A 25847-nucleotide genomic window follows, 5' to 3' on the forward strand; every position below is an offset into this window, starting at 1 on the left:
TATGGCAAGTTCCTGGTACTGAGTCCTAAAGGACTCACTACAATTTATAATTGAAAATGAACTTAGATAAAATTATTGTTCCCTTGGATGTTTCTAGTAAAGAAGATGCGATCGCCCTAGTTGAAAAACTGCATCAAGTTACATTCTGGAAAGTGGGTTTAGAATTATTTGTTAGTTGTGGCCCAGAAATTTTAACCTTCCTCAAATCTCAAGAAAAACGCATTTTTCTGGATTTAAAATTTCATGATATTCCTAATACCGTTGCTGGAGCTTGTCGGTCTGCTTCCCGATATGGTGTGGATTTAATTACCCTTCATGCAACAGCCGGAAAAACAGCCATGAAAGCCGCACAAATGGCCGCAGAAGATGGCGCAAAGGAGGCGGGTTATCCCGTCCCCAAATTAATCGCTATTACCCTATTAACCAGTTTAAATTCTAGGGATTTAGCCTTTGATTTAAAAGTGCCTTTAGAGTTACCTGAATATGCTTTAAGTATGGCTTTATTAGCTCAAGAAAGTGGGTTGGCGGGGGCAGTTTGTTCTCCCCAGGAAGTCGCCCAACTCCGTCAAACCTGTGGGGATGAGTTTCTGTTAGTTTGTCCGGGGGTACGTCCGGTTTGGGCAGATAAAGGCGATCAACAACGAACTTTTACCCCATCCGAAGCCCTGAAAGCCGGGGCGAATTATCTGGTTATTGGACGTCCGATCACCGCCTCTAATGATCCCGTTAAGGCCCTAGAACGTATTATTGATGAAATTAAGTAAGCTGTTGTTTATTGTCTAACTGTCCTTGATGATCAGACTATTCTAGCGCTAACAATCCCGCACCATAAGCTGGTTCATGACGAGGAGATATAATATTAGCCCAAGGAGCGATCGCATTAATTTCAACTTCAAATTGATGGCGAAAATTAGCTAATCCTTGCCATACTCCTCCGGTCACTACAATTTCAAAGGATTCTGCTGGTTCAAATAAAGCATTAATGGCGACTTCCGTAGCTAAAGCTAATTCATTAACGGCATTTTTAATAATATTTTGAGCGACCGAATCACCCTCCGCCGCAACTTGATCTACAATGGGCGCTAAACTAGCAATTTTTTTAACTCCCCATCCTTGACGGTAAATAATAGGAATTAATTCTTCAATGGAATTTAACTTTAAAGTGTCTTTAAATTTGGGAATTAGATTCGTATATTCTAGGCGACCATCATGGGAACGTAAGGAAGCTTTTAGCCCCTGAATCGCAATATCATAACCACTGCCTTCATCTCCTAAAATATAACCCCAACCGCCGACTCGTTTTGTGATTCCTTGACGATTTTTTCCGAATATATGGGAACCTGTTCCGGCAATTACAACTATACCAACGGAGTGACCTAAACCTCCGACTAAAGCAATTACACTATCACCATTAATAATAATATTTTCTGGGGTTAATTTCCAGTCAATAGATAATTCTTGGTGAGTTTGAATTTCTTGGATCAAATTACGAATTAAATCAATATCTTCAGGACGCCCTACTCCTGCTAATCCTAAACTAATTCCTTGAATTGGAACTAACCCTTCTAATGCTAAAAAACTCTGATCAACTGCTTGTTTAATCGCTGAAATAATGTTGATTTTAGCTGCATCAATTCCGACTGTTTGATAATTAGAGGGCCCGGCTTGTCCCCGTCCTAATATTTGACCTTCGGCATTCATTAACACACAAACTGTTTTAGAACCGCCGCCATCAATTCCTAAAACATGAATCATGAGAAGTTTGACAATTAAAATTATAGAGGGAACAGCCCCCCCAAACCCCCCGTGCACGGGGGGCTAGGGGGGGAGGGAACACCGGAACACCGGAACAGGGGGGGAAAGACTTTAACAGATAGATTTGCTGGATCGGTCTTTGTCAAAAATAATCCCCCTAAAATAATAATAATATTAGGGGGAAATTTTAAATTACAGAATAATTAACTTTTTAGCTCTTTCTGAACGAGCTTCGGCTGATTCCATCACTTCTGATAATTTCTCGACTACTTCACCTGGATAATTTTCTAATATTCGGGTAGAGAGGGAAATCCGATGGCGACCTTCATCTAAACTAATCACCATTGCTTTGATAAAGTTACCTACGGGGAAAAGGGTGGGTAAAGATTCAACATATTTTTGACTGACTTCTTTAATGTGAATTAATCCGGTCACTCCTTCAATATCCACAAACACGCCAAAGGGTTTAACTCCCATGACTTTTCCTTCCACCAGTTGACCGACTTCTAGTTGACTAAAACCGATGGATTGAGAGGCTAATCTTTGGGATAAAACAATTTTATTCCGTTCGGGATCTAATTCTAAAATACTAACACTTAAAGATTGATCAACTAAGGAATCTAGGTCGTCTTTTTCTAAGAGATGCGATCGAGGAATAAATCCTCGTAAAGAATGAACTTCAACGGTCACACCTCCTCGATTTACTCCGGTCACTCTAGCTTGTAAAGATTGACCTCCATTTTGAGCATCTAGGAGTTGATCCCAAATTTGTTTCATTTCTAATTGTCGGATGGAAAGTAAGATTTGACCATCGGCATTTTGTTCTCTAATAATTAGAAAATCTCGCTCCTCTTTTAAGGGGAGAATTTCGGAAACATCCTCAACTTCTACAATTGAAATCTCTTTTTTAGGAATAAAACCAGGAGATTTAGCTCCTTTAATATCAATGTAAGCACCATCACTGGTATAGGATTCTACCTGACCCTTGACGATTTGCCCTTTATGTAAATCATAATTCTGTTGATCTAGGGCTTTGGCAAAATCATCAAGAGAAAAGGACGGGTTTTTAGTAGCCATAACAAAAAGTAAAGAAAAACAAAAATAAAGGTGTTAGGAACCTGCTTATAACGCTGCTCTCGTCTTCAACAACACTCCAATCTTCTGAGCATAACACAGTTAGAGGAGGTCGGGTCAATAAGGCGGACAGGGGAGGCGGAAGTAAAATATTACCCATTACCCATTACCCATTACCCATTCCCTATAACTGCTGCTCAAAGAGTTGTTTAACCTGCATCCAGGCGTCTTGAGCAGCTTGGGGGTTGTAGGTGCTGCGTTGGTCGCAGAAGAAGCCGTGATCGGTTTTGTAGCGGAAAATTTGATGGGGAATTTGATGGTTTTGGAGTTCGGTTTCGATTTGATCTACTTGTTCGTTAGGAATTAGGGGATCTTCTGTGCCAAAAAAGCCATAGAGAACCCCTTGAATGTCTGCTGTGCGGGTGATTGTTGATGCTCCGCCACCGGGGGTCATAGTAGCAATCCCAGCCCCATAGAAACAGGCTGTGGCTTGGATATCGGGGATGGTAGCAGCTAAATAAACAATATGGCCGCCAAAACAAAACCCAATGGAACCGAATTTGGGTTTGAGGTTGGGGAGGGTTTTTAAGTATTTGAGGGTGGCTTGAATATCGCTTAATAGTTCTGGGGCGGTAGTTTGATCTTTATATTTTCGTCCTAATTCTATATCCTCTGGAGTATAACCGACATCAAAACCCGGGGCAAAGCGTTGATAAATGGCGGGTGCGATCGCAATATATCCTTCTTTAGCGATGCGTTCGGTAACATCTCTAATATGGGAATTAACCCCAAAAATTTCTTGAATCACAATCACGGCGGGAAATGGCCCTACTCCCTGGGGTTGAGCGAGATAGGCGTCAATTTGTAAGTCCCCATTGGGAATCTGAACATTGGTGGTGTGTAGGGGTTGATTGATCATTATCTTTTAATCTGTTACGAATAACTCTCAACACTATACCGATATATCCCCAAATCGGGTAATATGCAAGATATCAAATGATTACAATTGATAATGAATACAATTAATCAAAACTTTCTGATACAAAACGGGTAAAACTTTAGAACTCGTTAAAAAAAACAAAAAGCCAATCAATAAATGGCACAATTAAAATTAAAGGGTGTACAAATTTTCAGGAGATAAATCCATATTTTTCTCAAACAGTAATGTCTGGGAAATAGACACTTAACCCATTTTGCTTTATTGCCTTGGAGATGTAATCATGGTTCGGTTTTATATTCAACCTGATAGCGATATTCCCGCCTCTAACCAACTATTTAATCAGATTAGATTTGCGATCGCCTCTCGAGAATTTCCCCCTGGACAACGTTTACCCAGCACTCGTCAACTGGCGATGGAAACGGGATTACACCGGAATACGATTAGCAAAGTTTATCGACAATTGGAAGATAATGGTTTAGTAGAAGCTCAGGCGGGATCGGGGATTTATGTGCGGGCTTTAGGTAATGAAAGTGGCTCTAGGTTAAACTCGCCGATTTTAGAAGATTATCCCCAAGCTAATAAAACTATTCAACGAAGTTTGGATGAATTATTATCTCAAGGATGTACCCTGAATCAAGCCAGAGAAATGTTTCTTGGGGAAATTGATTGGCGATTACGGTGTAGTGCCCGGGTTTTAGTAACGGCTCCGGCTCAAGATATTGGGATTGGAGAATTAATGGCTCAGGAATTAGAAGAAGCCCTAAAAATTCCAGTACAATTAGTCCCGATTGAACAGCTACCCGAATTATTAGAAAAAGTCCCATCGGGAACGGTGGTGACCAGTCGCTATTTTATTGGACAAGCCGAAGCCATTGCCGCCCCTAAGTCCGTGCGGGTGATTCCGATTGATATTCATAACTATGCGAAGGAAATTGAGTTGGTGCGGGATGCTCCCAAGGGGACTTATTTAGGAATTGTGAGTCTGAGTTCGGGGTTATTAAGGGCGACGGAAGTGATTATTCACAGCTTGCGGGGGGATGATATTTTGGTACTGACGGCTCAATTAACCGATCCCCATAAGATTAATTCGATTATTCGCACAGCCCGGATTATTATTTGTGATCAAGCCAGTTATCCGGTGGTCAAGAATTTGGTTCATACCAATCGAGAAGAATTGATTCGTCAACCTCAATTGGTCTGCTGTCCGAATTATATTGGTGCAGAATCAATTAATTTACTCAAACGGGAGTTAGGTTTGAGTTGAAATTGAACATCTAAAATTTTAATGGTAGAATATCTCACTTACTAGGGAGAAAATTATGAAAACAGCAGTTTTAGAACAAAAGCAAAAACAAGATATTAGCAAATCCTCCGAGATAGAAGCTAAAAATCCTTTTTTAGAAGAAGAAACGGAAGAATATAATCCTTTTGATATTCAAGATATAGAGGCTTTAAATGATATTAGTGCATCGGTTGAGGAAGAAGCTGATAGTCCTGAAGAATCTAACGAAAAAGCAGCAGTTACTAAGGGATTAAATCTAGTTTTACTGGCTAAAATTACTGCGGTTTTACTCGTGGTATTTGGATGTGTTTATACTGTAACTCGTCCCTGTGTGACGGGAGAATGTCAGGAAATAGATACCGCCAGAGATTTTAGTCAAAAATCTAAACAAATCATTGAAACCGTCAGTTCTTCTAAAGCTCCTATTTTGGCGTCAGAAGATTTACAATCGGGGATTAAACTCTTAGAAACCATTCCTTTTTGGTCGCCCCGTTATCCTGAATCCCAAGCTCTTTTATCGGTTTATCGTCAAGAATATAACGAATTAAATTCGGTAGTTAAATCCTTAAATGTGGCAGCAAAGGCTTCAGAAATGGGTCAAAATCCACCCCATTCCGTAGCAGATTGGACGAAAATGCAATCGATGTGGGAAGAAGCGATCGCCCTTTTAGATCAAGTTCCTAATAGTAGTATTGTTTATCCCTTTGCTCAAGCCCGATGGCAACAATATCGTGCTAATTTAGGGGATGTGAGAAATCGCTTAAAATTAGAACGGGATGGGGAACAAATTTTAGCCACAGCCAAGAAAACCGCCCAAGTTGCAGAAGCCCGTCAAGGAGTAGCCAAATATGCCGAAAGTTGGCAACAGGTGTTTGAAACTTGGCAAACCGCAGCTAATACTTTATCGACTATTCCCTATGGGACAACGGCTTATCAATCAGCCCAGGTTTTATTAGCCCGGTATCAACCTAAAGTAGAATCGGCTCGCGATCGCAAAACCATTGAACAAGTGGGTTTAGATGCTTATAATCAAGCGATTAGTAATTCTGAACAAGCCAAACTTTTAGAACAACGGGGTGCTTGGTCTGAGGCTGTTACCTATTGGAGTCGGGCGGTCAGTTACGGAAAACAAGTTCCGGTTAGTAGTTCCTATTCTGCGAAAATTAAGCCCCTTTTAACAACATTTAATGAGTCTTGGAAACGGGCAGATATTCAAAATCAGATTACATCTCGTTTAGAAAAAGCCCGTCAAGATTTAGGTAAATTATGCAGTGGAAATCCCAAGGTTTGTAACTATAGTGTAACTGAAAGTTTGATTACGGTTCGCTTAACCTCTGAATATGTCAATCAAATTCAATCTACGGCTAAAAATGCCGATCAAGCAGGGGATTCTAAAAAACGTTCCGAAGCTGAAAAGCACGTTCAAGTCCTCAAAGTTGCTTTAGAAACTATTAGTCAAAATGCCAAAATTTCCCTAGAAGTTTATGGGGCTAATAACGAAAAAATTGCCACCCATGTTCCTTTATAATGGGGAATTACGAATTACGAATGGGTAATGGGTAATAGAAAGAGTTTACCTCCCTCCCCTGCTCCCTCTGCATCCCCTGCTCCCCCTGCTCCTATTAGGAATTAATCTGGAGAACTTGCTTTAAAAAAGCAAATTGATCGGCAATTTCCTCAATCACTTTATCCGTGGGTTTTCCGGCGCCATGTCCGGCTTTAGTTTCAATTCTGATTAATACTGGATTTTCCCCAATATGGTGTTCCTGTAAAGCAGAAGCAAACTTAAAACTATGGGCGGGAACCACTCGATCATCATGATCTCCTGTAGTAATTAAAGTAGCTGGATAGGCGGTTCCTGGCTTCAAATTATGCAGAGGAGAATAGGCGTATAAGGCTTGAAATTCTTCGGGATTTTCCGGCGAACCATAATCGGAACACCAGGCCCAACCAATAGTAAATTTATGGAAGCGGAGCATATCTAAAACCCCCACCGCAGGTAACACCGCCGCGAATAAATCCGGGCGTTGAATCATACAAGCTCCTACTAATAACCCACCGTTACTTCCCCCCATAATCGCTAATTTTTCAGCCGAAGTATAGCGGTTTTCTATTAACCATTCGGCGGCACAAATAAAGTCATCAAAGACATTTTGTTTCTTGAGTTTTGTTCCCGCTTGATGCCAATTTTCTCCATATTCTCCCCCGCCTCGTAAATTGGCGATCGCATAAACACCACCCATTTCCAACCAGACTAAACGACTAATAGAAAACGAAGGCGTTAGGGAAATATTAAATCCCCCATATCCATATAAGATTGTCGGGTTATTTCCATTCAATTCTACCCCTTTTTTAGCAGTAATAAACATGGGAATTAAAGTACCATCTTTACTGGGATAAAAAATTTGTTGGGTTTCGTAATCATCGGGATTAAAGTCAACCTGAGCTTGACGATAAATTGTACTTTCTCCCGTAATCAGATTGTAGCGATAAATAGTATTAGGAGCGGTGAAACTGGTATAACTATAGAAGGTTTCCGCATCATATCGCTTCCCACCAAAACCTCCCACAGAACCAATTCCTGGTAATTCAATTTCCCGAACAAATGACCCATCTAAATTAAAGATTTTCATTTGAGTATGGGCATCTTTTAAATAATCAGCAATGAATTGATTATTTAAAATGTTAACTCCTTCTAGGGTTTCTGGAGCTTCGGGAATAATTTCGGTAGGAATTTTGGTATTAATATCAATGGCAATTACTCGACTTCGAGAAGCATCTAAATCCGTCGTAAACCAAAAGATATCTCCTTGATAATCAATAAAACTATAACTGGCTTCAAACTCAGAAATTAGTTCTATAACCTCAGTATTGGGTTGAGTTAAATCTTGATAAAAAACCAAGTTTTTAGATTCAGTTCCCTTCCAAACAGAAATAATTAAATACTTACCATCTTCGGTAACAAATCCATTAAATCCCCATTCTTTATGATCAGGACGTTCATAAATTAAGGTATCTTCAGATTGGTCAGTTCCTAAATGATGGTAATAGAGTTTTTGAAAATAATTGATTTCTTCTAAGGGTTTTCCGTCCTGGGGTTGATCATAACGACTATAATAGAATCCTTGATGATCGTGTGTCCAAGATGCTCCCGAAAATTTAACCCATTTTAAATGATCCGATAAATCTTCTTTAGTATTAATATCTCTGACTTTCCATTCTTGCCAATCAGAACCGGAAGTTGATAACCCATAAGCCATTAAATTTCCATCTTCACTAATAGATATTCCTGATAGGGCAACTGTACCATCATCAGATAGGATATTTGGGTCTAATAGAACTTCAGGTTCGGCATCTAATGAGTCTAGAACATACAAAATACTTTGATTCTGGAGTCCATCATTTTTAAAATAAAAATAGCGATTTCCCTGCTTAAAAGGAATCCCATATTTTTCATAATCCCAAAGTTGAGTTAGGCGTTGTTTAATGGTTTCTTTAGCTGGAATTTGATTCAAATAACCGAATGTTACCGCGTTTTGGGCTTCAACCCATGAAGCGGTTTCTTCTGAGTCTAAATCTTCTAACCACCGATAGGGGTCAGCAACGGTGACGCCATGATAATTGTCAACTTGATCAGATTTCCGAGTTTGAGGATAGCTAAAGATTGAATTCTGTTCAGACATGGGGTTAAATAATAAGGGTTGAACTGTACTGTAGTGTACTGTAGGGTGAGAGCATCGCAGCGTCACGCACCACTTGACAGATGATTAAATTGAGATCATCGGCGAGTTTTGATAAATTATTTTGAGGTATTCTCGAACTCACCCCTACTGATTCTATTATAATTGAAAAAGATCATTATGATGAAATTAAATTTATGATCAATCAACAAATTACTTACAGTCGGGCTTATACCTTAGTTCCGACGTATGATTGTTTTAATCGCTGTAGTTATTGTAACTTTAGAACCGATATTGGTAAAAGTCCCTGGTTAACCTTAACAGAAGCCGAAAAAATTTTAAAATCACTTCAAAATCAAGGAATTATTGAGATTTTAGTATTAAGTGGAGAAGTCCATCCCAATAGTTCTCAACGTTTGGCTTGGTTTAAACGGATTTATGAATTATGTGAATTAGCAATATCTTTAGGATTTTTACCCCATACCAATGTTGGGCCATTAAATTTCACGGAAATGACCCAATTAAAACAAGTGAATGTTTCTATGGGTTTAATGTTAGAACAAATTAACCCCAAATTATTAGAAACCGTTCATCGTTATTCCCCTAGTAAAATCCCAGGACTGCGATTAAAACAGTTAGAATGGGCAGGAGAATTAAAAATACCATTTACCACGGGTTTATTATTGGGAATTGGAGAAACCTCGACAGACTGGCGAGATACTTTAAATGCAATCACAATGATTCATAAACGATGGGGACATATTCAAGAAGTAATTTTACAACCCCATAGTTTAGGGAGTCAACAAAGCGATCCCAGAAACAGTTTTAATTTACAACAATTACCCGAAGTTGTGGCGATCGCCCATTCTATTTTACCTGCTGATATTACCTTACAAATACCCCCCAATTTAGTTACCCATCCTGATATTTTACTAGCCTGTTTGGAAGCCGGGGCGCGGGATCTCGGCGGAATCGGCCCCCGTGACGAAGTGAACCCCGATTATCCCCAGGATCAGGATCAAACCTTACAGACGATTCTAGCCCCCAATGGCTGGGAATTGGTGCGACGGTTGCCCGTTTATCCCCAATACGATCCTTGGGTATGCCCTGACCTGCAAGGACTTCTAACAAAATGGCGAAAAAAACTTGCTATTTCAGAAACACCTGTGTTATATTAAATAACTGCATGGTCGTGGCGGCATAGCCAAGCGGTAAGGCAGAGGTCTGCAAAATCTCCATCCCCAGTTCAAATCTGGGTGCCGCCTTTAAAATAATCAATTTATAGGGTCTAGTCTTTCAGGATTTGATCCTTTATTTAGTTTGTTTGTTATGATCAAATATTATTACGGAACCTGCCCCTACATTTTCTTGTTTCCCCCAAAATAACTTATGTTAGATCTAACAAAATTGGCTCAACAAATGCAAGGCATGAGTCAACATATTAATCGAGAAGCAGAAGCATCCCGTAAACGCATTGAAATCGCTTTAAATTTAATTGAACAAGCGAAATTAAATGATGATCAGTTAATGCGGAACTATGAAGACTTTCAGGCGAAAATGATCTTTAAACCCGCTACTCTCTTAGAACCTTTAAGTTATTGTCCTGATATTAATGCACCTCCTTTAGCCCATACTGTTTTTGCCACGGATGGTTCCCAAATTGCGCCGAGTGCCCATGAAATAGCCTATTGTTATTTAATTAATGTTGGACGAGTAATTTTACATTATGGTCAAAGTCGTCATCCGATTTTAGATAGTATTCCTGAAATTTATTATCGCCCGGAAGACTTATATTTATCCCGCCAATGGGGAATCAAAACCGAAGAATGGATGGGATATCGTCGGGCCGTATCCGAAGCAATTATTTTAGCAGAATCGGGGAATCAATTATTAGAAATTTCACCAAATCAACAGTTAACAGTTCCCACTTTAGCCTTAGTTGATGGCTCGTTAATCTATTGGTTTTTAGAACAATTACCCTCAGAAGCCAGAGATTTAATTTTATTACCAATTTTAGAATCTTGGGAACAGTTACGGTTAGCGGGTATTCCTTTATTTGGATATGTCAGTGCTTCTCGTAGTAGTGAAAGTTTATCTTTTTTACGGTTACAATCCTGTCCCTTTGATCAACCCAATTGTTTACAACATTGTCCGGGGATAGGAGGTATAATTTCAACCGGAAGCGAGAAAAAAGCCCCTTGTCAAGTGTTTGAACCCCTGCGGGATACGGTATTATGGGAATCCCAATTAAAACCCGGTCAACGGAGTCCTTTTTGGCGTTCTAATTCATCAATTTTAGATTTATATGAACATCATCAAATCTATTTTTGTTATGTGAATATGGGTAGTGAAATCGCCCGTTTAGAAGTTCCGGCTTGGGTGGTAGAAAATTCTGACCAATTAGAGTTAGCATTAGGAATGGTGATGGCGCAAGTTCAAAAGGGATATGGTTATCCAGTGGTATTAGCAGAAGCCCATAATCAAGCGGTGGTGAAAGGGGGCGATCGCACTCGATTTTTTACCATGTTAGAGCAAGAAATGATTAAAGCGGGATTAAGAAATGTGGGAATTTCTTATAAGGAAGCAAGAAAAAGAGGTAGTATTGCGTGAAATCAGTCATCACTGTAGAGAGGTGCCATGGCGCGTCTATAGCACGTCTCTAGCAGTTATCAGAAAATACAATCAAAGAGTCCTGTGCGTCGTAGGTTGGCGTGCAGGACTTTTAGCCCTGTTTTCTTTAAACCCGGAACCCCACAATTCATGTAGACAAAATTTACCGAACCAGAGAAAACCGAGCTTGGTGTAAAGAAAAAGGGATTAGAATGAGTGGCCCCCGTTAGGTAGACCACCAGGAATTAGTAGTAAAACCACTAAGAAATAAGTATTAGAAGATGAAAAAATTAGGAATGCTATTGAGGGTAAATTTGGTCAAGAAAAAAGAAGATTTAGCCTCAATCGCATTATGAATAAACTAGCTCATACTTCCGAAACGGCAATTAATATTACTTTTTTAGTCATGAATCTCTCTGTGATTCTTAGATAGATTTTTTGGTCAATTTTTTTATTCAATTACTTTTTTTGGGTAATTGATATTGCATGATTACCCTTCCCTTCAATATCAATGTTTTGAATTTAGCTTTAATCATCTATTGCTACCTGATAACAAAATTACGCAAATTCTCAAAAATTTTTTTATTCATTCTAATTTAGAGGTAATCACCTCAATCGGACGCAATACTTGATCATTGACTCGAAATCCTTGACAAACAACTTTTGTAATGGTTTGAGGCGACCAATATTGAATAGTTTTGGGATCAGAGTTTTTTTGTTAAAGAGCGATCGCCCTTGATCAAACCTAGAGGTATATGCTAACATTGAAGTTAATTTGAGAAGGAGTAGCTATTTATTACAGAAGCAGAAATTGAACAAGTTGTCGTCAGTTCTCGAAAAATTCGGGGTCAAACAACGGAGGGGGCGAGGGCTATTGCTAAAAAACAAGGACACGCTAATTCAGGAGGATATGCTTCAGTTTTTCAGGGTATTGAACCAACTCAACTTAATGCTGAGGTGTTAATTCAAAATATTCTCACTCACCCAAAAAGACAGTTTATTGGTGATAAAGTTACTGATGTTTATAACGATCTTGGGCAAGGTGTTCGCTTTGAGAAAAATACTTACGCATTTATTGGTTTTTTAGAGGAGTTCCTAGCAACACAATGAATAATATACTGATGCAAGATGCTGCACGTCATCCCCAACTATTTGTGTGGAATGGTGCAATTGAATCTAATCAATTAGAAGTCTGGTTAGAAGAGCATAAATTGAATTTACCCCAGGATTTAATTGAATTTTGGAAACAGACTAATGGGGGTGATTTGTTCGAGAGTGAAACCATTCTCAGTCCATTTGGGGATGATAGTTTGGGAGATGATATTGAGAGTGTAAATGAGTTTCACTACTCTCAAGGAATGTCAAAAAATTATTTACTGTTTCATCTGGGAACAGGATTGAGTGCTGTTCGTTTAACTGATAACTACTATGTTAAACTTGATGAGAGTTATCAAGAAATTGATCAATTCCAGAGTTTAGACGATTGGTATAGAGATGAACTGCGGCAAGAATATGGTAGACGTTACAGTCAGAATATGGGAGACATTAAGGCGATCGCTATTTCTATGGTATAAGGTCTACTGTTTGTTTATATTTCACCTGTATTTGAAAATACTCTTGTTGCTGTTGTTGTATCAGAATAGATGATGAATTGAAGCCATAGGCTAGTGGTGTGTTTACGCGATCGCATAATGGTATAATCCCAACATGGGAGATTATGAATTTCAAACAATATCTACCCACTGAATATTATTAGGTTTTGGTGGCATTGGGATGTCTCGCCATTCAATAGAAGGTAAAGAATTATCTTGGGGAGATTCTGGTTCAGTTATAAGAAACGGGATTTCAGGGATATTATTAATAGTTGATTCTCGGTTATTAAATTCTTGTTGGGTAATTTCTGGTACAGTTACTTCCTGTTGTACTGTTGACTCCTGTAAGGGTAAAAACAATTCAGGTTTAAACCAAGTTTCACCCCCAACCAAGAATTCCTCTACAACCATTATTTCCATATTGAGGGAATGGCATTTTCTCCGTAGTTCTGGACTACTAGCCAAGAATACTATTTGAGATTCAAGGATTTCAGCAAGGTGCAGTGAACTTAACAAATAACAATCTAATAAGTTATTATTATCCAAAGGTATATTTAAGATATTCAACTGATCGCCATAAGTTTTTTCATTGATAAAATAGATTATTCCATTATTAATATTTCTAAAAATTAAATCATTGGAATCAGCTTCCGGCTCCAAAACATCCAGTATTTGAGTAGCAATTGTGGTTGCATTTGCAAAATTACCATTTTTGAGATAAATGAGTTGTGTATAAAGATATTTAGGTAAAACCATATCTTTAGAACTTTGAATAATAAGTTCGGGCTGACTCATACATAAATCTGGTTCGATACAGTAGAATTTTTTCATGTTAATCTCCTGGTTTTTATGGAATTAAAGATTTATCAATTGTCTTTTGTTTTGGTAAGCTAGAGAATGATTGGGTTTAAAAAATAAAGTAAACTCAAAATCTCTAATAGCTTGTTTATAATCTCCTGTTTGTTTGTAGATCATACCTCGTTGAAAGTAAGCCTCAGCATTATATTTGTTTAACGCTATAGTTGTATTAAAATCTCCAATTGCATTTGAATATAAACCTACTTCAGCATAAGCTATTCCTCGATGATAATAGGCTTCAAATTCATCAGGGTTATGATTTAAGACTAAATTAAATTTTTCAATTGCTGCTTCATAATCTCTGGCTTGTAATTTTTCTTTGGCTAATTGTAGCTCTTGTAATAAATCAATTGTAGAAATTTCATGATCTGCCTCCTCAAATAGAATCTCAATATCTTCATGAGCTTGATCTGTTAAAACTTCAATTTTAAAAGGATCATAACTTGCATCAATATCAAGCTCATTAGATTCAAGTAGTATATCAGGTATTTTCTGGGGTAAAAATTCCATTTCAAATGGGTTAAAATCTTGTTTTTTAGAAAAGTTATCGATTTCAACATCGAGTGGAATATTTTTCGGAATATCTTCCCATAGTATTTTGTTAACCTGAGCAGTATTTTCTTGATTTTCAACAATTTGATCTAAACCAAAAAATTCCTCGAAGGTTAAAACATTTGTGGAAACTTGGCTTGATTGGGTTACTTGATTTTGTAAAGCATCTAGTTTAGCTCGAAGATAATCAGTAGAGACAATATCTAAAGCTTTTTGATAATTTTCAATAGCTTCATTAGTGTTTCCTAAATCTTGCTGATATTGACCTAATTGAATATAAGCATTAACCTTATGTTGCTCAAATAAACGATTCTTAGCATTAGTTAGATGTTGATGAGCATTAACATGATTAGGATTAAGTCTAATCGCTTCTTTACAGTCATCAATAGCTTGTTGATACTCTCCTAATTCCATCTGAGCAAATGCTCGGTTAATATAAGCATCAGCATGATTAGGATTCAGCCTAATGGCTTGGTTGCAGTCGTTAATAGCTTGCTCGTAATTTTTTAGATAATTATAAGCATTTGCTCGGTTACCATAAGCATTAGCATGATTAGGATTTAGTCTAATTGCTTGGTTGCAATTATCAATAACTTCCTGATACTTATTTAGACAATGATAAACATAACCTCGCCAAACGTAAGCATCAGCATGATTAGGATTAAGGGTTAACGCCCTTGTAAATTGTTCAATAGCTTGCTGATAGTTTTCTTGGTTAACCAGAGTAATTCCCTGATTAAAATATTGCTCAAATAAATGATTTTTAGCATTATTTAGAGCATCTAGTTTAGCTCGAAGATCATCATTAGGGACAATATCTAAAGCTTTTTGATAATTTTCAATAGCTTCATTACTGTTTCCTAAAGCTTGATGAGCATCACCTTGTTGAGCATAGGCTTGAGATAACCAGCTATCAGTATGAGTCTGATTAAAAGTAAGACTAATAAGACTAATAGCTCTATTACTATCTTCAAGAGATTGTTGATATTCTTCTAATGACAGACGAGCAAAACCTCGTCTAACATAAGCAGGAATATTATCAGGATCAATGCTGATAATTTGGGTACAATCTTCTATTGTTTGCTGATATTGACCTAATTGAATATAGGCATCGCTTCGCCAAACGTAAGCATCAGTATGATTAGGATCAAGGGTTAATGCTCTAGTAAATTTGTTAATAGCTTGCTCATAGTTTTTCTGATTAAATGCTGAAATACCCTGATTATAATAGTCATCGAAAGACAGATGGTGGGGTAAAGTATAGGCTGTTATTTTATCATTTGTTTGGCATTGATCACATCTATTATTGATATATAGGTAACTGTCTTCATGATAGCCGAGTTGACAGCGAACACAAAGATAAATTGTTTCTCCAGGTTTAAATTCTTCTCGACTGACTAAATCTTTTTGTCCAATTAAGTTTCTCAACAGTTCATCAATATCAAAGAAGTGTTGACTTCCGCTTAAAAAATCGTTATCAACAATAGGATTTGATGTCTGTGATGATGACAATGTTGTAGATGTGGGATCTTCTATCCAACTAATACCATGTCTATCTACAGTTGCAGAAGAAGACGAGCTTGTAGTATTGGCTTGATTTTGCATTTGAGAAGTAGACGACTCAGAGGAGGATTGTGAATTGTTAGAAGATGCCACATTATTCAAAAGATAGAATCCAAAAGATTAAACCCAATGGAAGAACAATAAACCAGAGGGGCGGAATTAATAAACACAAGAAAACTGAGCAGCCTATACAGCCACAATATCCTCCTGAGCTATCACTCTGTCTATTACTCATACATCTATAATCTATGGGATTTTGAAGTTGTGATCTCCTATTAATTGGTATCCGATTTGACGGGTTCTTGTATCGTTTCTTGAGTCTTAAATAAATTAGGTTCGACTTTTTGAGCTTTCTCCCCTAAAAAGTAACCAGTTGTATTTTGTACTGGATCATAGACAATGGATAAACACCAAGGATGGGGGAAAAAAGAGCGTTGAGTCCGCATATCTGTTCCCGACATAAATACACCAATATCAGGGTGAGAATGATACCAGCCAATAATATTTGCTTCTGGATGAGTTGCTTTAGCGTGGTTCATAATTCCGACCCAAGAATCTGGTGTAAATTCTAAAGATGCTCCAGTTCCAATAGTTGCGGGTGCAGGTACAGCGGCTGTTACTTCCACATAAATCCCAAACGTAGGATCAGTGTAAGCATTACCAAATAAAATTCCCCCCTGTTCAACCCTTAAGTTACTTTTTAAATGCTCTATTAGATTTTTTAGAGCATCTTCTAAAATATAAACTTTAGGGTATGGTGGAGTAATATTGCGCTCTTGTATAAATTCTTGAATTGGCTTTTCTGTTGGTTTAAAAACATCCTCAGATTCTACCCATTCAATCATTGATTGAGATTTAATCACCTCCTGTTTTTCTATACTATATTCATCTGGAATTGATTCATCGTGATCAAGTGCTTCTGGAATTAATTCATCTTGTCCTTGAGGCAAACCCAAGGTTTCTGAATCATTTTTTTTTGCCATCATAGCTTTTACAAAACCCCATATTTTCTCTAGTTTTTCAATGAAAGTTGTACCCCAGTTCATACATCATTCCAAACGATTTGAGCTTGTGGCTTTTTAGCACTTTTGAAGGTTTGATTATCCACTGGATAACGGTTAGGGTTACGATTGGCCCAGTCTTTGGCATCACGATTAGCAGGACTATTCAAATTTAGAACGTCCTTGGAATACTGGATAATTTTGCCAATCCGAATCACTAATTCAGAAAGATTTTCTGCCATTGTCCAATAGGAACCCAGACAAACACGTTGGTTTGTATAAACATTTGGGTGAAAAATAGGAGTTAAAAACTCAGCAGAAGGTGAATTTTTTGGATAGTCATTGCTGAGAGTAATTTTAACTCGATGATTTGTGCGGAAAACTGGATCATTACCTTGCAGTCGTTCAATTCCTTTGCATCGGTATTCAATCACATATTCATAAGCGGGTTTACCTTGGCTAGAAATTAAAGCAATAGTTCCACCTGAATTGGCAATCAGTTGTGAAACTTCATTAAAGTCATTTTCTAAGCGTGTTTCACGAATTCCCATAATCAACCTGCCTCTAAAATAGGATAAACTTCGAGAACATCATTTTCCATAACCCCAACTGTTCCTAATGTTGTTCCTGGATCAAGTTGTTGGCCTGTTCTTTCTACACGCACAGCGTAACTGGTTTTACCGGGAAGGTTCCAACGTTGTTGCGTAGCTTGAACCAGTTCTTCAACGCTGAGATTTTTAGGCAAAGTCACAGACGCTTTACGAGTTTGATCAGCCGAGCGAATTACTAAAGAAATTGAATCAGACATACTAACTCCTAAATTGGACAAAACTGAATTGCGATTTGACCTTTCGAGGTCTTGCAATGTAGTATCTCGTTCTCTGGTAGACATAATTCTCCCCAGGTTAAATTTTCTCCACATTCCTGTAGTGAAAAATTCTGAATCACTTCAAAACTTCTTTCTTGGTGACACTTAGGACAAGCCAGTTTAGATTCAGAATATCGACTTAGAGGAAGATTAACGCGCTCTTGATAACCACATTCTGAATTCAAGCATTGCATTGTACTAATGATTTCTTTTCGCAATGAGAGAATCGGTTCTGGAAATCCAGATTCTTCAATCTGCCTAAGAATTTGTTGAATTGTCAGATTAGAATTATAACCGATCTGAACTTGAGGTTCAAGAGCTAAATCATGAGCAATACAAGTTTCTTGGCGTTGAATATTTACCTTAAATACCATCCAAGGATTTAAGCCTAAAAACACTTTTTCTCCAGGGTTGAGAAAACCAGGTTGTTCATGTAAATAAAGTAAGGCTTGCTGTACCTGCATAGCTCCAACAATGGAAGCAATTGTGGCAGTGGTTGGCATTGCGGTTTCTGGAATATTCCGCTTCATTCCTTGGCAAGAATAACGTTGGTTGCGTCGTTCCCACATCGCATTAGAAATGCTGCATTCATAGCAAGCTGCCTCGGTTTTAGGGTCAAAAAAACTAACTTCTCCTTCCCCGACACCAAGACCACCATTAATCCAAGGAATTCCAGCGCGATAAGCCATTTGGTTGATAGCCCAGCGTGCATTTACACTATCTAAACAACCAATAATAATGTCATGTTTTCGGACATCTCCAATACTGAGATCAAATTCCAAATCTCCGTAAATTGTTTGGATAGATAATTCGGGATTAATTTCTAAAGCTCGTTGACGTGCAACTTCGACTTTTGGCAATCCCACATCAGACTCTCGAAATAAAACAGAACGGGTCAAGTTGGTAATAGAAACAGTATCAAAGTCAATGATAGTTATATTACCAACACCAACAAGGGCTAGGTTTTTAAGAACTTCATTTCCTAATGCACCTGCTCCTGCAATTAAAACCTTTGCAGATTTTAATCGTTCTTGTTGCCACCAATCGATTAAATGATGTCGATCATAACGGCTTTCAACTTCAGTTTCGATAACAAATGAATCCATGAGAGCCAAGTTAGAGTTTATAGTCCCCCTAAAATAGAGGAATTTACCGAGTAGCAATGAATAGCGATGCTCTGATGAAATTAGGGTGATCAAAGAAATAGATACTCAAAAATTAAAATGAATTAGGGCGATCGCATCCATCATTTCTTGAGTTATATCTTAGGAGTTTATACCTCACATATTTTTTTGTCAATCAGTGGTATTACGGAACTTTAACGTGTTTTTTTAGGCTCTCGGTGAGTTTACCAGTCTGAGTCTGATTAATTTTCGCCCCACATCTGTTGTTCCGCATAGTCAGCAATACCTCATGATTAGCTATACTGACTTATAGGGACTTAGAAACAAAATTACGCAAATTCTCAAAAAAATTTTTATTCACTCTAATTTAGAGGTAATCACCTCAATCGGACGCAATACTTTATCATTGACTCGAAATCCTTGACGAACAACTTTTGTAATGGTTTGAGGCGACAGATCCGGTCTAACTTCTCGATCAACAACTTTACAAACTTCAAAATCGGGCTGATTTCCCTCTAATTCAATCGGTGTTACTTGTCGTTTTCCGAGAATATTTAATAGTTTTTTCTGAATACTTCCGACTGATTTCGGTAAACGTTGAATAAACTGGGGACTAGGATCGGGATTATTAGCCATATATTCCATTAAAAAGTCTAAAGCATCGACTATTTCTAATAATTCTAAAAATAATTCTTCATTAGCAGCTTGATTTTGAGAGTCTTGTTCGCGTAAAGTTTGTTTTAGTGAAACTTGTTGTCTGAGGAGAGTCCCGATTTCATTAACGATGCGATCGAGGATTTCACTACTTAATTTAATTTGACTCATTTGATGATTGCTGGTTGGGTGATTCATAGTTATTCTATCCTAATTAGTTCCCCAGAAACCAGGTTTCTTAGAGAAACCGGGTTTCTATTCTATTTTAAAATAAATTTTCTCCTAGCTGTTTATCGACTTCGGAAATTTGATTAATTTGCTGAATTATTGTGTCTAAATTATCAAATTCTGATAAAAACTCAACTTGAAGTTCTGGATTTTCTAACTCAGACAAGTCAGTGCGTTTAAATCTTTGAATCGGGGGTAAAATCGGGCGAAGATAATCGGCTAAAATTCGTTCTTCCTGATTCATTAAGGTTTTTCTAGCCTTAGCAATGATATCAGGAGAATAGCTGCGTTTTTTCATTGCTAAAGTAAACGCTTTGGTAATTTCAGCATTGGAAGCACCCGGAGATACTTCTAATACATCATAGGGATTCGGATTAGATAATTGATGATCCATGATTAAATTTTCCTAATAATAAATAATTCCTAACTGAGAGAAAATCGGTTTAAATGCAGGTTCATGGGGACAAAGTTGATAAGCAAATCGTGCTAGTTGCATAATTAGCTCGTGGGGTAATTGGTGACTTTCTGCACCCTTGATTAAAACGATAATGAAATGTTCAGCCAGATAGCGACGAACTGGGTCGTATTGACAAGATTTTGCTCGTCTAACAGCATCTTCATATCGATTTTGTTTCATCAGCTTATGAATTTCATTTAATTCTTGACCCATTTGATAGATTTCTTTAATGTCTGATTCTTGGGGAAGTAGTTCATAGGCCCATCGACTAAAATTATATAAATCTTCAAAACTTAAATTATGTTGATTAAATCCCTCAGCAAAAACTTCTAAGCAGATTTTACCAATTTGGAATTTAAGCTCGTTATTGTTTGAGTTTTTAGCCCGACTAACAGCCTGCTCAAATTTACCATTTTTCCAAAGTTGATCAATTTCTTCTGCTACTGTTGTATATTCTATTCTATTAATTAAATCAATAATAATAGGATGATGAGCATCGATTTTTTGGAGTTCTTTGAGTTGTTTTAATGCTTGAGTAGAATCAATGGTTTTATTGACTAAGTTTTGACGAATTTTTTCCGTTTTATGTTCAATCAAATAACTCCGAGATTCTTGGCTGTTTAAAAGTTCATACCAAAATTCAGCAAAACTCAACTGTTCATCTATATTTGATATAATGTTCCTTTGATTTTTACATAATCTGTCAATTTGATTAAACCATTCCGAATTAGCTGGAAATTCATGTTTAACTAATTTCAACACAGAAACAGCCTGTTTCCAACGGTTTTGTTGGAGATAATAATAGCCTTCTGAATAGGATAAAAACCCTTGAGCAAAACGTTCTGCTTCTGTTTTAGGAGATATCCCAGAGGGTTTAATTTTGATAGCTCGTTCTAAATCTCCTTCAAAAGCCGCAGCCACCGCTATGCCAAAAGGACTATAAAGAGCTACCAAAATTTTAACTTCTAAAACTGATGAATTTGTAACGGTTGGAAGTTGCAATGTTTTCAAAGAACGTTGATGACGTTCACAACATTCTGGTAAAATTAAAAGATGATTAATTTTAGCACTAAAGTTAGGAAACTTTTGAATTAATTGTAAAGTCAGGGTATCTCGACGGAAGCGATCGCGCAACTGTAAATACTCTTGAGGATGATCATCTTTGAGGGTATCAATACAAGTTGATAGCAAAGACTGTAAACGAGTAGAAACCTCTGGATAATTGACGGATTTGCCTTGTAACCAAGAAATATTTTTTAGGTTTAGGGATGGGTCAAGATTAAAATTTGCTAAAGCTGTTGCACCTGCTATTAACCAATCTCCGCGTTTATTGGGATAGATTTGAGCTTGATAGTAACAAGCAACAACCCAATTATGCAAGGATTTAATATCACAGTTTTGAATCCATTGACTCTCTGTATTTTCAGCAATTTTTAACCAATCTTTTTCTTGCCAAATTTCAGACTCTAAACGAGGTTGGATGTGATCTTCTAGGTTAGATTTTACAATAGGATCAACACCAAACTTTTTGATAAAATTACTGCTACTAGACAGAGCTAATTTCAGTTTATTATTATTAACATATTCTTCAATTTCTCTGATTTCTAACAAACGTTGACGTTGAGTAATATTTTGAATAATTAGACGTTGCTCTTTAACTTGAGGATGAGTCAAAGATTGCCATTCTCGATCCGCTTGTGGCAAATTATTCTGCTTAAAATAGGCAAAACCTCGCAAGTAATTCGCCTGTTGTCCGGGGACTTTTTCTAAATAATGGATCACCTGATTCCAGTTTTCTATTTTGACTGATAAAAGGCTTAACCGCATCCGAGCTTCTGTTAACTCCGGTAATAGCATTAAAGCTTCTTGGTAGTGCGTATCTGCTTTTTTAAAATCTCCCGATTTCTCAGCTAATAGTCCTTGATTAAATAATTTTTTACTGTGAATAACCCGACTTAATTGTATGACTAACTCTTGTCCATCTGAACGATTAAATTGAGCTTGAGCCGGGTCTAATACAGCCAAAGCGTCCTTAAATTGACCTGCTTTTGCCATCGATCTAACTTTTTTTAAGGTTACTTCATATTGTTCTTCTTGCTTGACTTGAACAGAACTATTTTGAATTGCTGTTTGTAACTCATCAGTCACAAATAATTCCTGGGCTTGTGCAAAATAAGCTAAGGCTTGCTTAAACTGTTTTTGTTTAGCTTGCTCTTGACCTGTGGCGAAAAAACTTTGAAATTGATGGCGACATTTAATTTCTTTTTGACAACGCTCAGTGGATTGAATTAACTTCGGATCATCAATCAGATTTGTACATTTTTGATACAGTTGTACAACCTGTGATAAGACCGTAATATCCATAGGATTCTTTTGATCAGAATCTTCAAGTTTTCTTGCAGAAGCTAAGGTTTTTTGAACCATTTTAACTTGACTATGCCATTTGTTAACCTGGGGTTTAAATTTTTCTAGTAAATCTCCCATCGCCATATATCTAAATCTTTGTTCAAAAAAAGTAGGCGATGATGGCCATTGAGCGATGACTTTTTTACCAATTTGAACAGCTTTTAGGAGTTGCTTCCGTTGCGCTAATGTTCGGGCTTGTTGAATATCTTTTTTAGATTGGGCTGCTTTTAGAAAAACATCAACAACACCCACTCCAAAAATGATTAGACTTAAATAATTAATCCCATTTAAAATTGATTTCATGGACAATTTTCCTCTAAATTAGGAACAAAAAAGACTTCTCCGATTTCAATTGAGCTTTCTCTGCTTTTTAGGGTGGGGTTAACTGCAACAATTTTTGAAAATAACTGACTGCGACCGTAAAATTGAGCAGCAATTCTATTCAGAGAATCTCCCCGTTTAACGGTGTAATAAAAACCCCCACAGGATGATTGAGATCGAGTGAATTTTGGAGTAGATTTGATAGCAGGAGGCTTTAATTCGGGTAAAGGGGTGGTAGTAGTTGCTGTTGAGACTGGAGGAGATGGTTGTTGAGCAAATAGAGAGGTTCCCATTGCTCCTAAACCAAACCCTAAAACCAGAATTAAAAGGGCTAAAATCACCAATTTTCCCGAAATATTGGGTTGAGTATTTAACGAATTTCCTGCGGGAATTACTATTGACTTTTCGTTAACTACAGGGAGTTCTTGTAGTTGGCGAATTAGAGATAAATCAGTTTCGCAATTCGGGCAAATATTGTCTTCTATTTCCGGGCGATCGCAAACTGGACAAGTTAATTTAATCATTAGCGTGTTAATCCTGTAGCAATAGTTCCGGCGGGTAAATCCTGATCTAAATATTTCATAATATCAGGGCGAAGTTCATCAAAAATACGATTAATTTCATATTCATTCCCCTGTTTTAAAGCACTAATTAGTTGCGAGAATTTACCTTCCATGACTCTAGCATGACTAGGATTAATCCGATAAGCTTGTGCAACACCTTCACGAGTTAGACAGATTAACTTAACTAGATCTGGCAGGTTTTCCTGCTCTCGTCTTGCATCTTCTGCTAGTTTTTGCAGGGCTGATTTATTATTGTGTTCTAGGGCTTGATTTAAGTCTTGAACTAAGGTTTGTAATCGCTGTTTTTGGGCGGGATGAATTAAGGAATCACAAACCTCTAGGACAAACTCAAACATAGTTTGATAGAATTGAGCAGTATCTCGTTCTTCCGAGGCAAAATTCTCTAATTCTTTGAGTTTATTCTGAGCAGCTTCTAAGCGATCTGATTGAATATTATCATTATGATAAATTTGATTCGCTGATTTGATTACCTCTCCAGCAATTTCATTGGCATTTTGCACACCCGTTTCTGTTAAATTAGCAGCCGCATTCAGTTCTTTAATTCGTTGTTCCACCTGTCGAGAGATTTCTTCATTTATCCCTCCCCGTGAGAAAGAACAACTAACTTTAACCTCTGGTTTATTTTTGAGTGCAGCCATCATTTGTAAGGAGTTATTTTGTTCATCTAATTCGACCGTTACTAACACTTCTGTTCCCCGTGGATAGGGTTGATCTAAGGCTAACCACATATCGCCAATCCGTTCATCTCGGTCAGTGTTATCTAAATCTTTTCTCACCAGATCAGGACTAAAAAATTTAAAATGAATTAAGCGTTGTCCGTCAGCTTCTGTTTTAAAATTATGGAATTTTTTAACGGGAAGAATCTCTCCTTGCGGAATAATTATAAATCGAGGATCATTGACTAATTCAATACAATAATCACGGGAAACTGTTGTAACTTTTTCGGTTAATCCGGCTGCTACAATTGCCGCCCCTTCTGCAACCGCATACATGGGATTAGGATGTACTAAAACTTGATTTATTGGGAAAGCTTCTCGAATTTTTTGTTGGACTATAGGAACCTGTGAGGAACCTCCAACTAACAAAATTACATCAATTTGATCTAATGGATAATCAGAATATTTGATCACATCATAGCAAATTTTAACTGAACGCTCAATTAAAGGTGTAATTAATTGTTCAAATTTTTGACGAGTAATGGTAACTTGAATGGGAACCGCCATTCCTAATTCATCTAATAGAGGTGTGGAAGTAATAATCTCGGCGGAAGGCTGACTACTGAGTTGAATTTTGGCTTTTTCCGCTTCAATTTTCAGTTCTCCTAATAAACGAACCCGTTGATAATGGGGCATTTTGGCAATTAATTGATCAAGATTATTTAAACCTTCTTGACGGGCAACTTCTTGCTTAACAAATTCAAGAATTGAGTGATCAAAATCATCTCCTCCTAACCATAAATCCCCGGCTTTAGCGGATTCAATAAATTGATTTCCCACCGCCGTCACAATTGAACAATCTAAAGTTCCACCCCCAAAGTCATAAACTAAAATGGTTTTAACGTCATCAGAATTAGCACTATAACTATAGGAAATAGCAGCAGCAGTGGGTTCGGGAAGCAGTTCTCGCAAACTTAATCCGGCTTTCCCAGAGGCGATTTGAGTGGCATATCTTTGTTTATCATTAAAATAGGCAGGAATAGTAACAACGGCTTGATTAATGATACTTTTCTGTCCGGTTTTAGCTTGGTGAGTTTGAGCATTTTGGACTAATTTTTTGAGGATTTCTGCCGCAATATCTTCGGGTTGATATTCTTTTCCCCCTAACCAAACGGAAAGACTATTATCTGTTCCTTGAGTGGATTTAGTAATTTTATAACCAAAGCGAGATAATTGTTCTTGAATAACGGGATCATTAAACCCTCGTCCGATGAGACGTTTAATCGAAATGATCACGTTTTCGGGATCGTTTTGCAATTGATTATAGGCACTATTTCCAACTTTAATTTTACCTTGATCTAAGGCGACGACTGAACGGGTTAATTTTCGATCTGGTGGGGTGTTATCCTCTGCCGTTACGACATCAGTATGGGCTAATTTAAAAGCTGCTACTGAGTTGGTTGTACCGAGATCAATTCCAACGATGTCACCCATGATGTTTGTCCTAATTTAATCTAATATTGATGATTTGTTTGAGTGTAGAAACCGGGTTTCTTAGGGTTAAGTTTAATTCATATTTTACCCCCTACTTAACTCTGGAATTTTTTGGATCAGATACCCATTACTTCGTAATAGTTTGCGA

At 37.4% G+C, this 25847-nt stretch carries 21 protein-coding genes, 1 tRNA gene and 1 pseudogene; 8 read left to right on the top strand and 15 right to left on the bottom strand.

Annotated features, from left to right (window positions below; all coding sequences use genetic code 11):
* The first annotated feature begins 56 nt into the window (after nt 1–56).
* Entirely contained in the window at nt 57–764 is a 708-nt protein-coding gene (gene pyrF / locus NMG88_RS13205; protein WP_042154800.1) for an orotidine-5'-phosphate decarboxylase, read from the top strand.
* A gap of 37 nt (nt 765–801) precedes the next feature.
* On the opposite strand, the gene NMG88_RS13210 is transcribed toward pyrF, so the two are convergent.
* The 3 genes from NMG88_RS13210 to NMG88_RS13220 all read right to left on the bottom strand — a co-directional run bounded on the left by NMG88_RS13210 (nt 802) and on the right by NMG88_RS13220 (nt 3748).
* A complete protein-coding gene (locus tag NMG88_RS13210; protein WP_235751608.1) occupies nt 802–1755 on the bottom strand; it encodes a BadF/BadG/BcrA/BcrD ATPase family protein in 954 nt (317 codons plus the stop codon).
* A gap of 192 nt (nt 1756–1947) precedes the next feature.
* The gene (locus NMG88_RS13215) at nt 1948–2832 is read right to left on the bottom strand and encodes a S1 RNA-binding domain-containing protein (protein ID WP_026787931.1); all 885 of its coding nucleotides are present in this window, start codon (nt 2830–2832) and stop codon (nt 1948–1950) included.
* Nucleotides 2833–3013: 181 nt separating this feature from the next.
* Nucleotides 3014–3748 (bottom strand): dienelactone hydrolase family protein, encoded by a 735-nt coding sequence (locus NMG88_RS13220; protein WP_235751607.1) that lies wholly within the window; start codon nt 3746–3748, stop codon nt 3014–3016.
* 301 nt (nt 3749–4049) lie between these two features.
* Between NMG88_RS13220 and NMG88_RS13225 the strand changes: the two genes are divergently transcribed.
* On the top strand, nt 4050–5033 hold the full coding sequence (locus NMG88_RS13225; RefSeq protein WP_254035506.1) for a GntR family transcriptional regulator: 984 nt from the start codon (nt 4050–4052) through the stop codon (nt 5031–5033).
* Between the two features lie 55 nt (nt 5034–5088).
* Complete coding sequence (locus NMG88_RS13230) at nt 5089–6579, top strand: hypothetical protein (protein ID WP_235751606.1); 1491 nt, start codon at nt 5089–5091, stop codon at nt 6577–6579.
* A gap of 94 nt (nt 6580–6673) precedes the next feature.
* On the opposite strand, the gene NMG88_RS13235 is transcribed toward NMG88_RS13230, so the two are convergent.
* Nucleotides 6674–8734, bottom strand: a complete 2061-nt coding sequence (locus NMG88_RS13235) for a prolyl oligopeptidase family serine peptidase (protein WP_254035507.1) — start codon at nt 8732–8734, stop codon at nt 6674–6676.
* A gap of 197 nt (nt 8735–8931) precedes the next feature.
* On the opposite strand from NMG88_RS13235, the gene cofG reads away from it, so the two are divergent.
* The 5 genes and pseudogenes from cofG to NMG88_RS13260 all read left to right on the top strand — a co-directional run bounded on the left by cofG (nt 8932) and on the right by NMG88_RS13260 (nt 12915).
* On the top strand, nt 8932–9909 hold the full coding sequence (gene cofG, locus NMG88_RS13240) for a 7,8-didemethyl-8-hydroxy-5-deazariboflavin synthase subunit CofG (RefSeq protein ID WP_430204144.1): 978 nt from the start codon (nt 8932–8934) through the stop codon (nt 9907–9909).
* A gap of 16 nt (nt 9910–9925) precedes the next feature.
* Nucleotides 9926–9996: transfer RNA gene (locus NMG88_RS13245), tRNA-Cys, on the top strand.
* A 124-nt stretch (nt 9997–10120) separates the two neighbouring features.
* Nucleotides 10121–11341, top strand: a complete 1221-nt coding sequence (locus NMG88_RS13250; protein ID WP_042154787.1) for a DNA double-strand break repair nuclease NurA — start codon at nt 10121–10123, stop codon at nt 11339–11341.
* Between the two features lie 143 nt (nt 11342–11484).
* Nucleotides 11485–11771 (top strand): annotated as a pseudogene (locus NMG88_RS13255) (transposase); the annotation flags it as partial.
* Nucleotides 11772–12447: 676 nt separating this feature from the next.
* Nucleotides 12448–12915: an SMI1/KNR4 family protein gene (locus tag NMG88_RS13260; RefSeq protein WP_254035509.1), complete on the top strand. Its 468-nt coding sequence runs from the start codon at nt 12448–12450 to the stop codon at nt 12913–12915.
* A 150-nt stretch (nt 12916–13065) separates the two neighbouring features.
* On the opposite strand, the gene NMG88_RS13265 is transcribed toward NMG88_RS13260, so the two are convergent.
* From NMG88_RS13265 to NMG88_RS13315, 11 genes are all read right to left on the bottom strand, one after another.
* Nucleotides 13066–13764, bottom strand: a complete 699-nt coding sequence (locus NMG88_RS13265; protein ID WP_254035510.1) for a hypothetical protein — start codon at nt 13762–13764, stop codon at nt 13066–13068.
* Nucleotides 13765–13788: 24 nt separating this feature from the next.
* A complete protein-coding gene (locus tag NMG88_RS13270) occupies nt 13789–15999 on the bottom strand; it encodes a tetratricopeptide repeat protein (protein ID WP_254035511.1) in 2211 nt (736 codons plus the stop codon).
* 182 nt (nt 16000–16181) lie between these two features.
* Nucleotides 16182–16892: a Mov34/MPN/PAD-1 family protein gene (locus NMG88_RS13275; RefSeq protein ID WP_254035512.1), complete on the bottom strand. Its 711-nt coding sequence runs from the start codon at nt 16890–16892 to the stop codon at nt 16182–16184.
* Between the two features lie 56 nt (nt 16893–16948).
* Entirely contained in the window at nt 16949–17458 is a 510-nt protein-coding gene (locus tag NMG88_RS13280; RefSeq protein ID WP_083619416.1) for a ubiquitin-conjugating enzyme E2, read from the bottom strand.
* A 2-nt stretch (nt 17459–17460) separates the two neighbouring features.
* Nucleotides 17461–17715 carry a ubiquitin family protein gene (locus NMG88_RS13285; protein ID WP_227350780.1) on the bottom strand — a complete coding sequence of 85 codons (255 nt, stop codon included), beginning with the start codon at nt 17713–17715 and terminating at the stop codon, nt 17461–17463.
* An 8-nt stretch (nt 17716–17723) separates the two neighbouring features.
* Nucleotides 17724–18881: a HesA/MoeB/ThiF family protein gene (locus tag NMG88_RS13290; protein WP_254035513.1), complete on the bottom strand. Its 1158-nt coding sequence runs from the start codon at nt 18879–18881 to the stop codon at nt 17724–17726.
* 375 nt (nt 18882–19256) lie between these two features.
* Nucleotides 19257–19751, bottom strand: coding sequence for a nucleotide exchange factor GrpE (locus NMG88_RS13295; protein ID WP_254035514.1), 495 nt, complete (start codon nt 19749–19751; stop codon nt 19257–19259).
* A 67-nt stretch (nt 19752–19818) separates the two neighbouring features.
* Entirely contained in the window at nt 19819–20175 is a 357-nt protein-coding gene (locus NMG88_RS13300; protein ID WP_254035515.1) for a J domain-containing protein, read from the bottom strand.
* A 12-nt stretch (nt 20176–20187) separates the two neighbouring features.
* The gene (locus tag NMG88_RS13305; RefSeq protein WP_254035516.1) at nt 20188–22947 is read right to left on the bottom strand and encodes a tetratricopeptide repeat protein; all 2760 of its coding nucleotides are present in this window, start codon (nt 22945–22947) and stop codon (nt 20188–20190) included.
* A complete protein-coding gene (locus tag NMG88_RS13310; RefSeq protein ID WP_254035517.1) occupies nt 22944–23489 on the bottom strand; it encodes a LysM peptidoglycan-binding domain-containing protein in 546 nt (181 codons plus the stop codon). The genes NMG88_RS13305 and NMG88_RS13310 overlap by 4 nt, the downstream gene beginning before the upstream one ends.
* The gene (locus tag NMG88_RS13315) at nt 23489–25699 is read right to left on the bottom strand and encodes an Hsp70 family protein (RefSeq protein WP_235757840.1); all 2211 of its coding nucleotides are present in this window, start codon (nt 25697–25699) and stop codon (nt 23489–23491) included. Before NMG88_RS13315 ends, NMG88_RS13310 begins: the two co-directional genes overlap by 1 nt.
* Between the last annotated feature and the right edge of the window lie 148 nt (nt 25700–25847).

The organism is Planktothrix agardhii, assembly GCF_904830935.1.
GTDB classification, from domain to species: Bacteria; Cyanobacteriota; Cyanobacteriia; order Cyanobacteriales; family Microcoleaceae; genus Planktothrix; species Planktothrix agardhii.

Excerpts from the sequence above, each read along its gene's own strand:
- NMG88_RS13285 (WP_227350780.1), bottom strand. The coding sequence starts at position 17,715 with ATGTCTGATTCAATTTCTTTAGTAATTCGCTCGGCTGATCAAACTCGT.
- pyrF (WP_042154800.1), top strand. The coding sequence starts at position 57 with ATGAACTTAGATAAAATTATTGTTCCCTTGGATGTTTCTAGTAAAGAA.
- NMG88_RS13220 (WP_235751607.1), bottom strand. The coding sequence starts at position 3,748 with ATGATCAATCAACCCCTACACACCACCAATGTTCAGATTCCCAATGGG.
- NMG88_RS13310 (WP_254035517.1), bottom strand. The coding sequence starts at position 23,489 with ATGATTAAATTAACTTGTCCAGTTTGCGATCGCCCGGAAATAGAAGAC.
- NMG88_RS13265 (WP_254035510.1), bottom strand. The coding sequence starts at position 13,764 with ATGAAAAAATTCTACTGTATCGAACCAGATTTATGTATGAGTCAGCCC.
- NMG88_RS13260 (WP_254035509.1), top strand. The coding sequence starts at position 12,448 with ATGAATAATATACTGATGCAAGATGCTGCACGTCATCCCCAACTATTT.
- NMG88_RS13235 (WP_254035507.1), bottom strand. The coding sequence starts at position 8,734 with ATGTCTGAACAGAATTCAATCTTTAGCTATCCTCAAACTCGGAAATCT.
- NMG88_RS13225 (WP_254035506.1), top strand. The coding sequence starts at position 4,050 with ATGGTTCGGTTTTATATTCAACCTGATAGCGATATTCCCGCCTCTAAC.
- NMG88_RS13280 (WP_083619416.1), bottom strand. The coding sequence starts at position 17,458 with ATGGGAATTCGTGAAACACGCTTAGAAAATGACTTTAATGAAGTTTCA.
- NMG88_RS13300 (WP_254035515.1), bottom strand. The coding sequence starts at position 20,175 with ATGGATCATCAATTATCTAATCCGAATCCCTATGATGTATTAGAAGTA.
- NMG88_RS13215 (WP_026787931.1), bottom strand. The coding sequence starts at position 2,832 with ATGGCTACTAAAAACCCGTCCTTTTCTCTTGATGATTTTGCCAAAGCC.
- NMG88_RS13290 (WP_254035513.1), bottom strand. The coding sequence starts at position 18,881 with ATGGATTCATTTGTTATCGAAACTGAAGTTGAAAGCCGTTATGATCGA.
- NMG88_RS13230 (WP_235751606.1), top strand. The coding sequence starts at position 5,089 with ATGAAAACAGCAGTTTTAGAACAAAAGCAAAAACAAGATATTAGCAAA.
- NMG88_RS13305 (WP_254035516.1), bottom strand. The coding sequence starts at position 22,947 with ATGAAATCAATTTTAAATGGGATTAATTATTTAAGTCTAATCATTTTT.
- NMG88_RS13210 (WP_235751608.1), bottom strand. The coding sequence starts at position 1,755 with ATGATTCATGTTTTAGGAATTGATGGCGGCGGTTCTAAAACAGTTTGT.
- NMG88_RS13315 (WP_235757840.1), bottom strand. The coding sequence starts at position 25,699 with ATGGGTGACATCGTTGGAATTGATCTCGGTACAACCAACTCAGTAGCA.
- NMG88_RS13295 (WP_254035514.1), bottom strand. The coding sequence starts at position 19,751 with ATGAATCACCCAACCAGCAATCATCAAATGAGTCAAATTAAATTAAGT.
- NMG88_RS13250 (WP_042154787.1), top strand. The coding sequence starts at position 10,121 with ATGTTAGATCTAACAAAATTGGCTCAACAAATGCAAGGCATGAGTCAA.
- NMG88_RS13275 (WP_254035512.1), bottom strand. The coding sequence starts at position 16,892 with ATGATGGCAAAAAAAAATGATTCAGAAACCTTGGGTTTGCCTCAAGGA.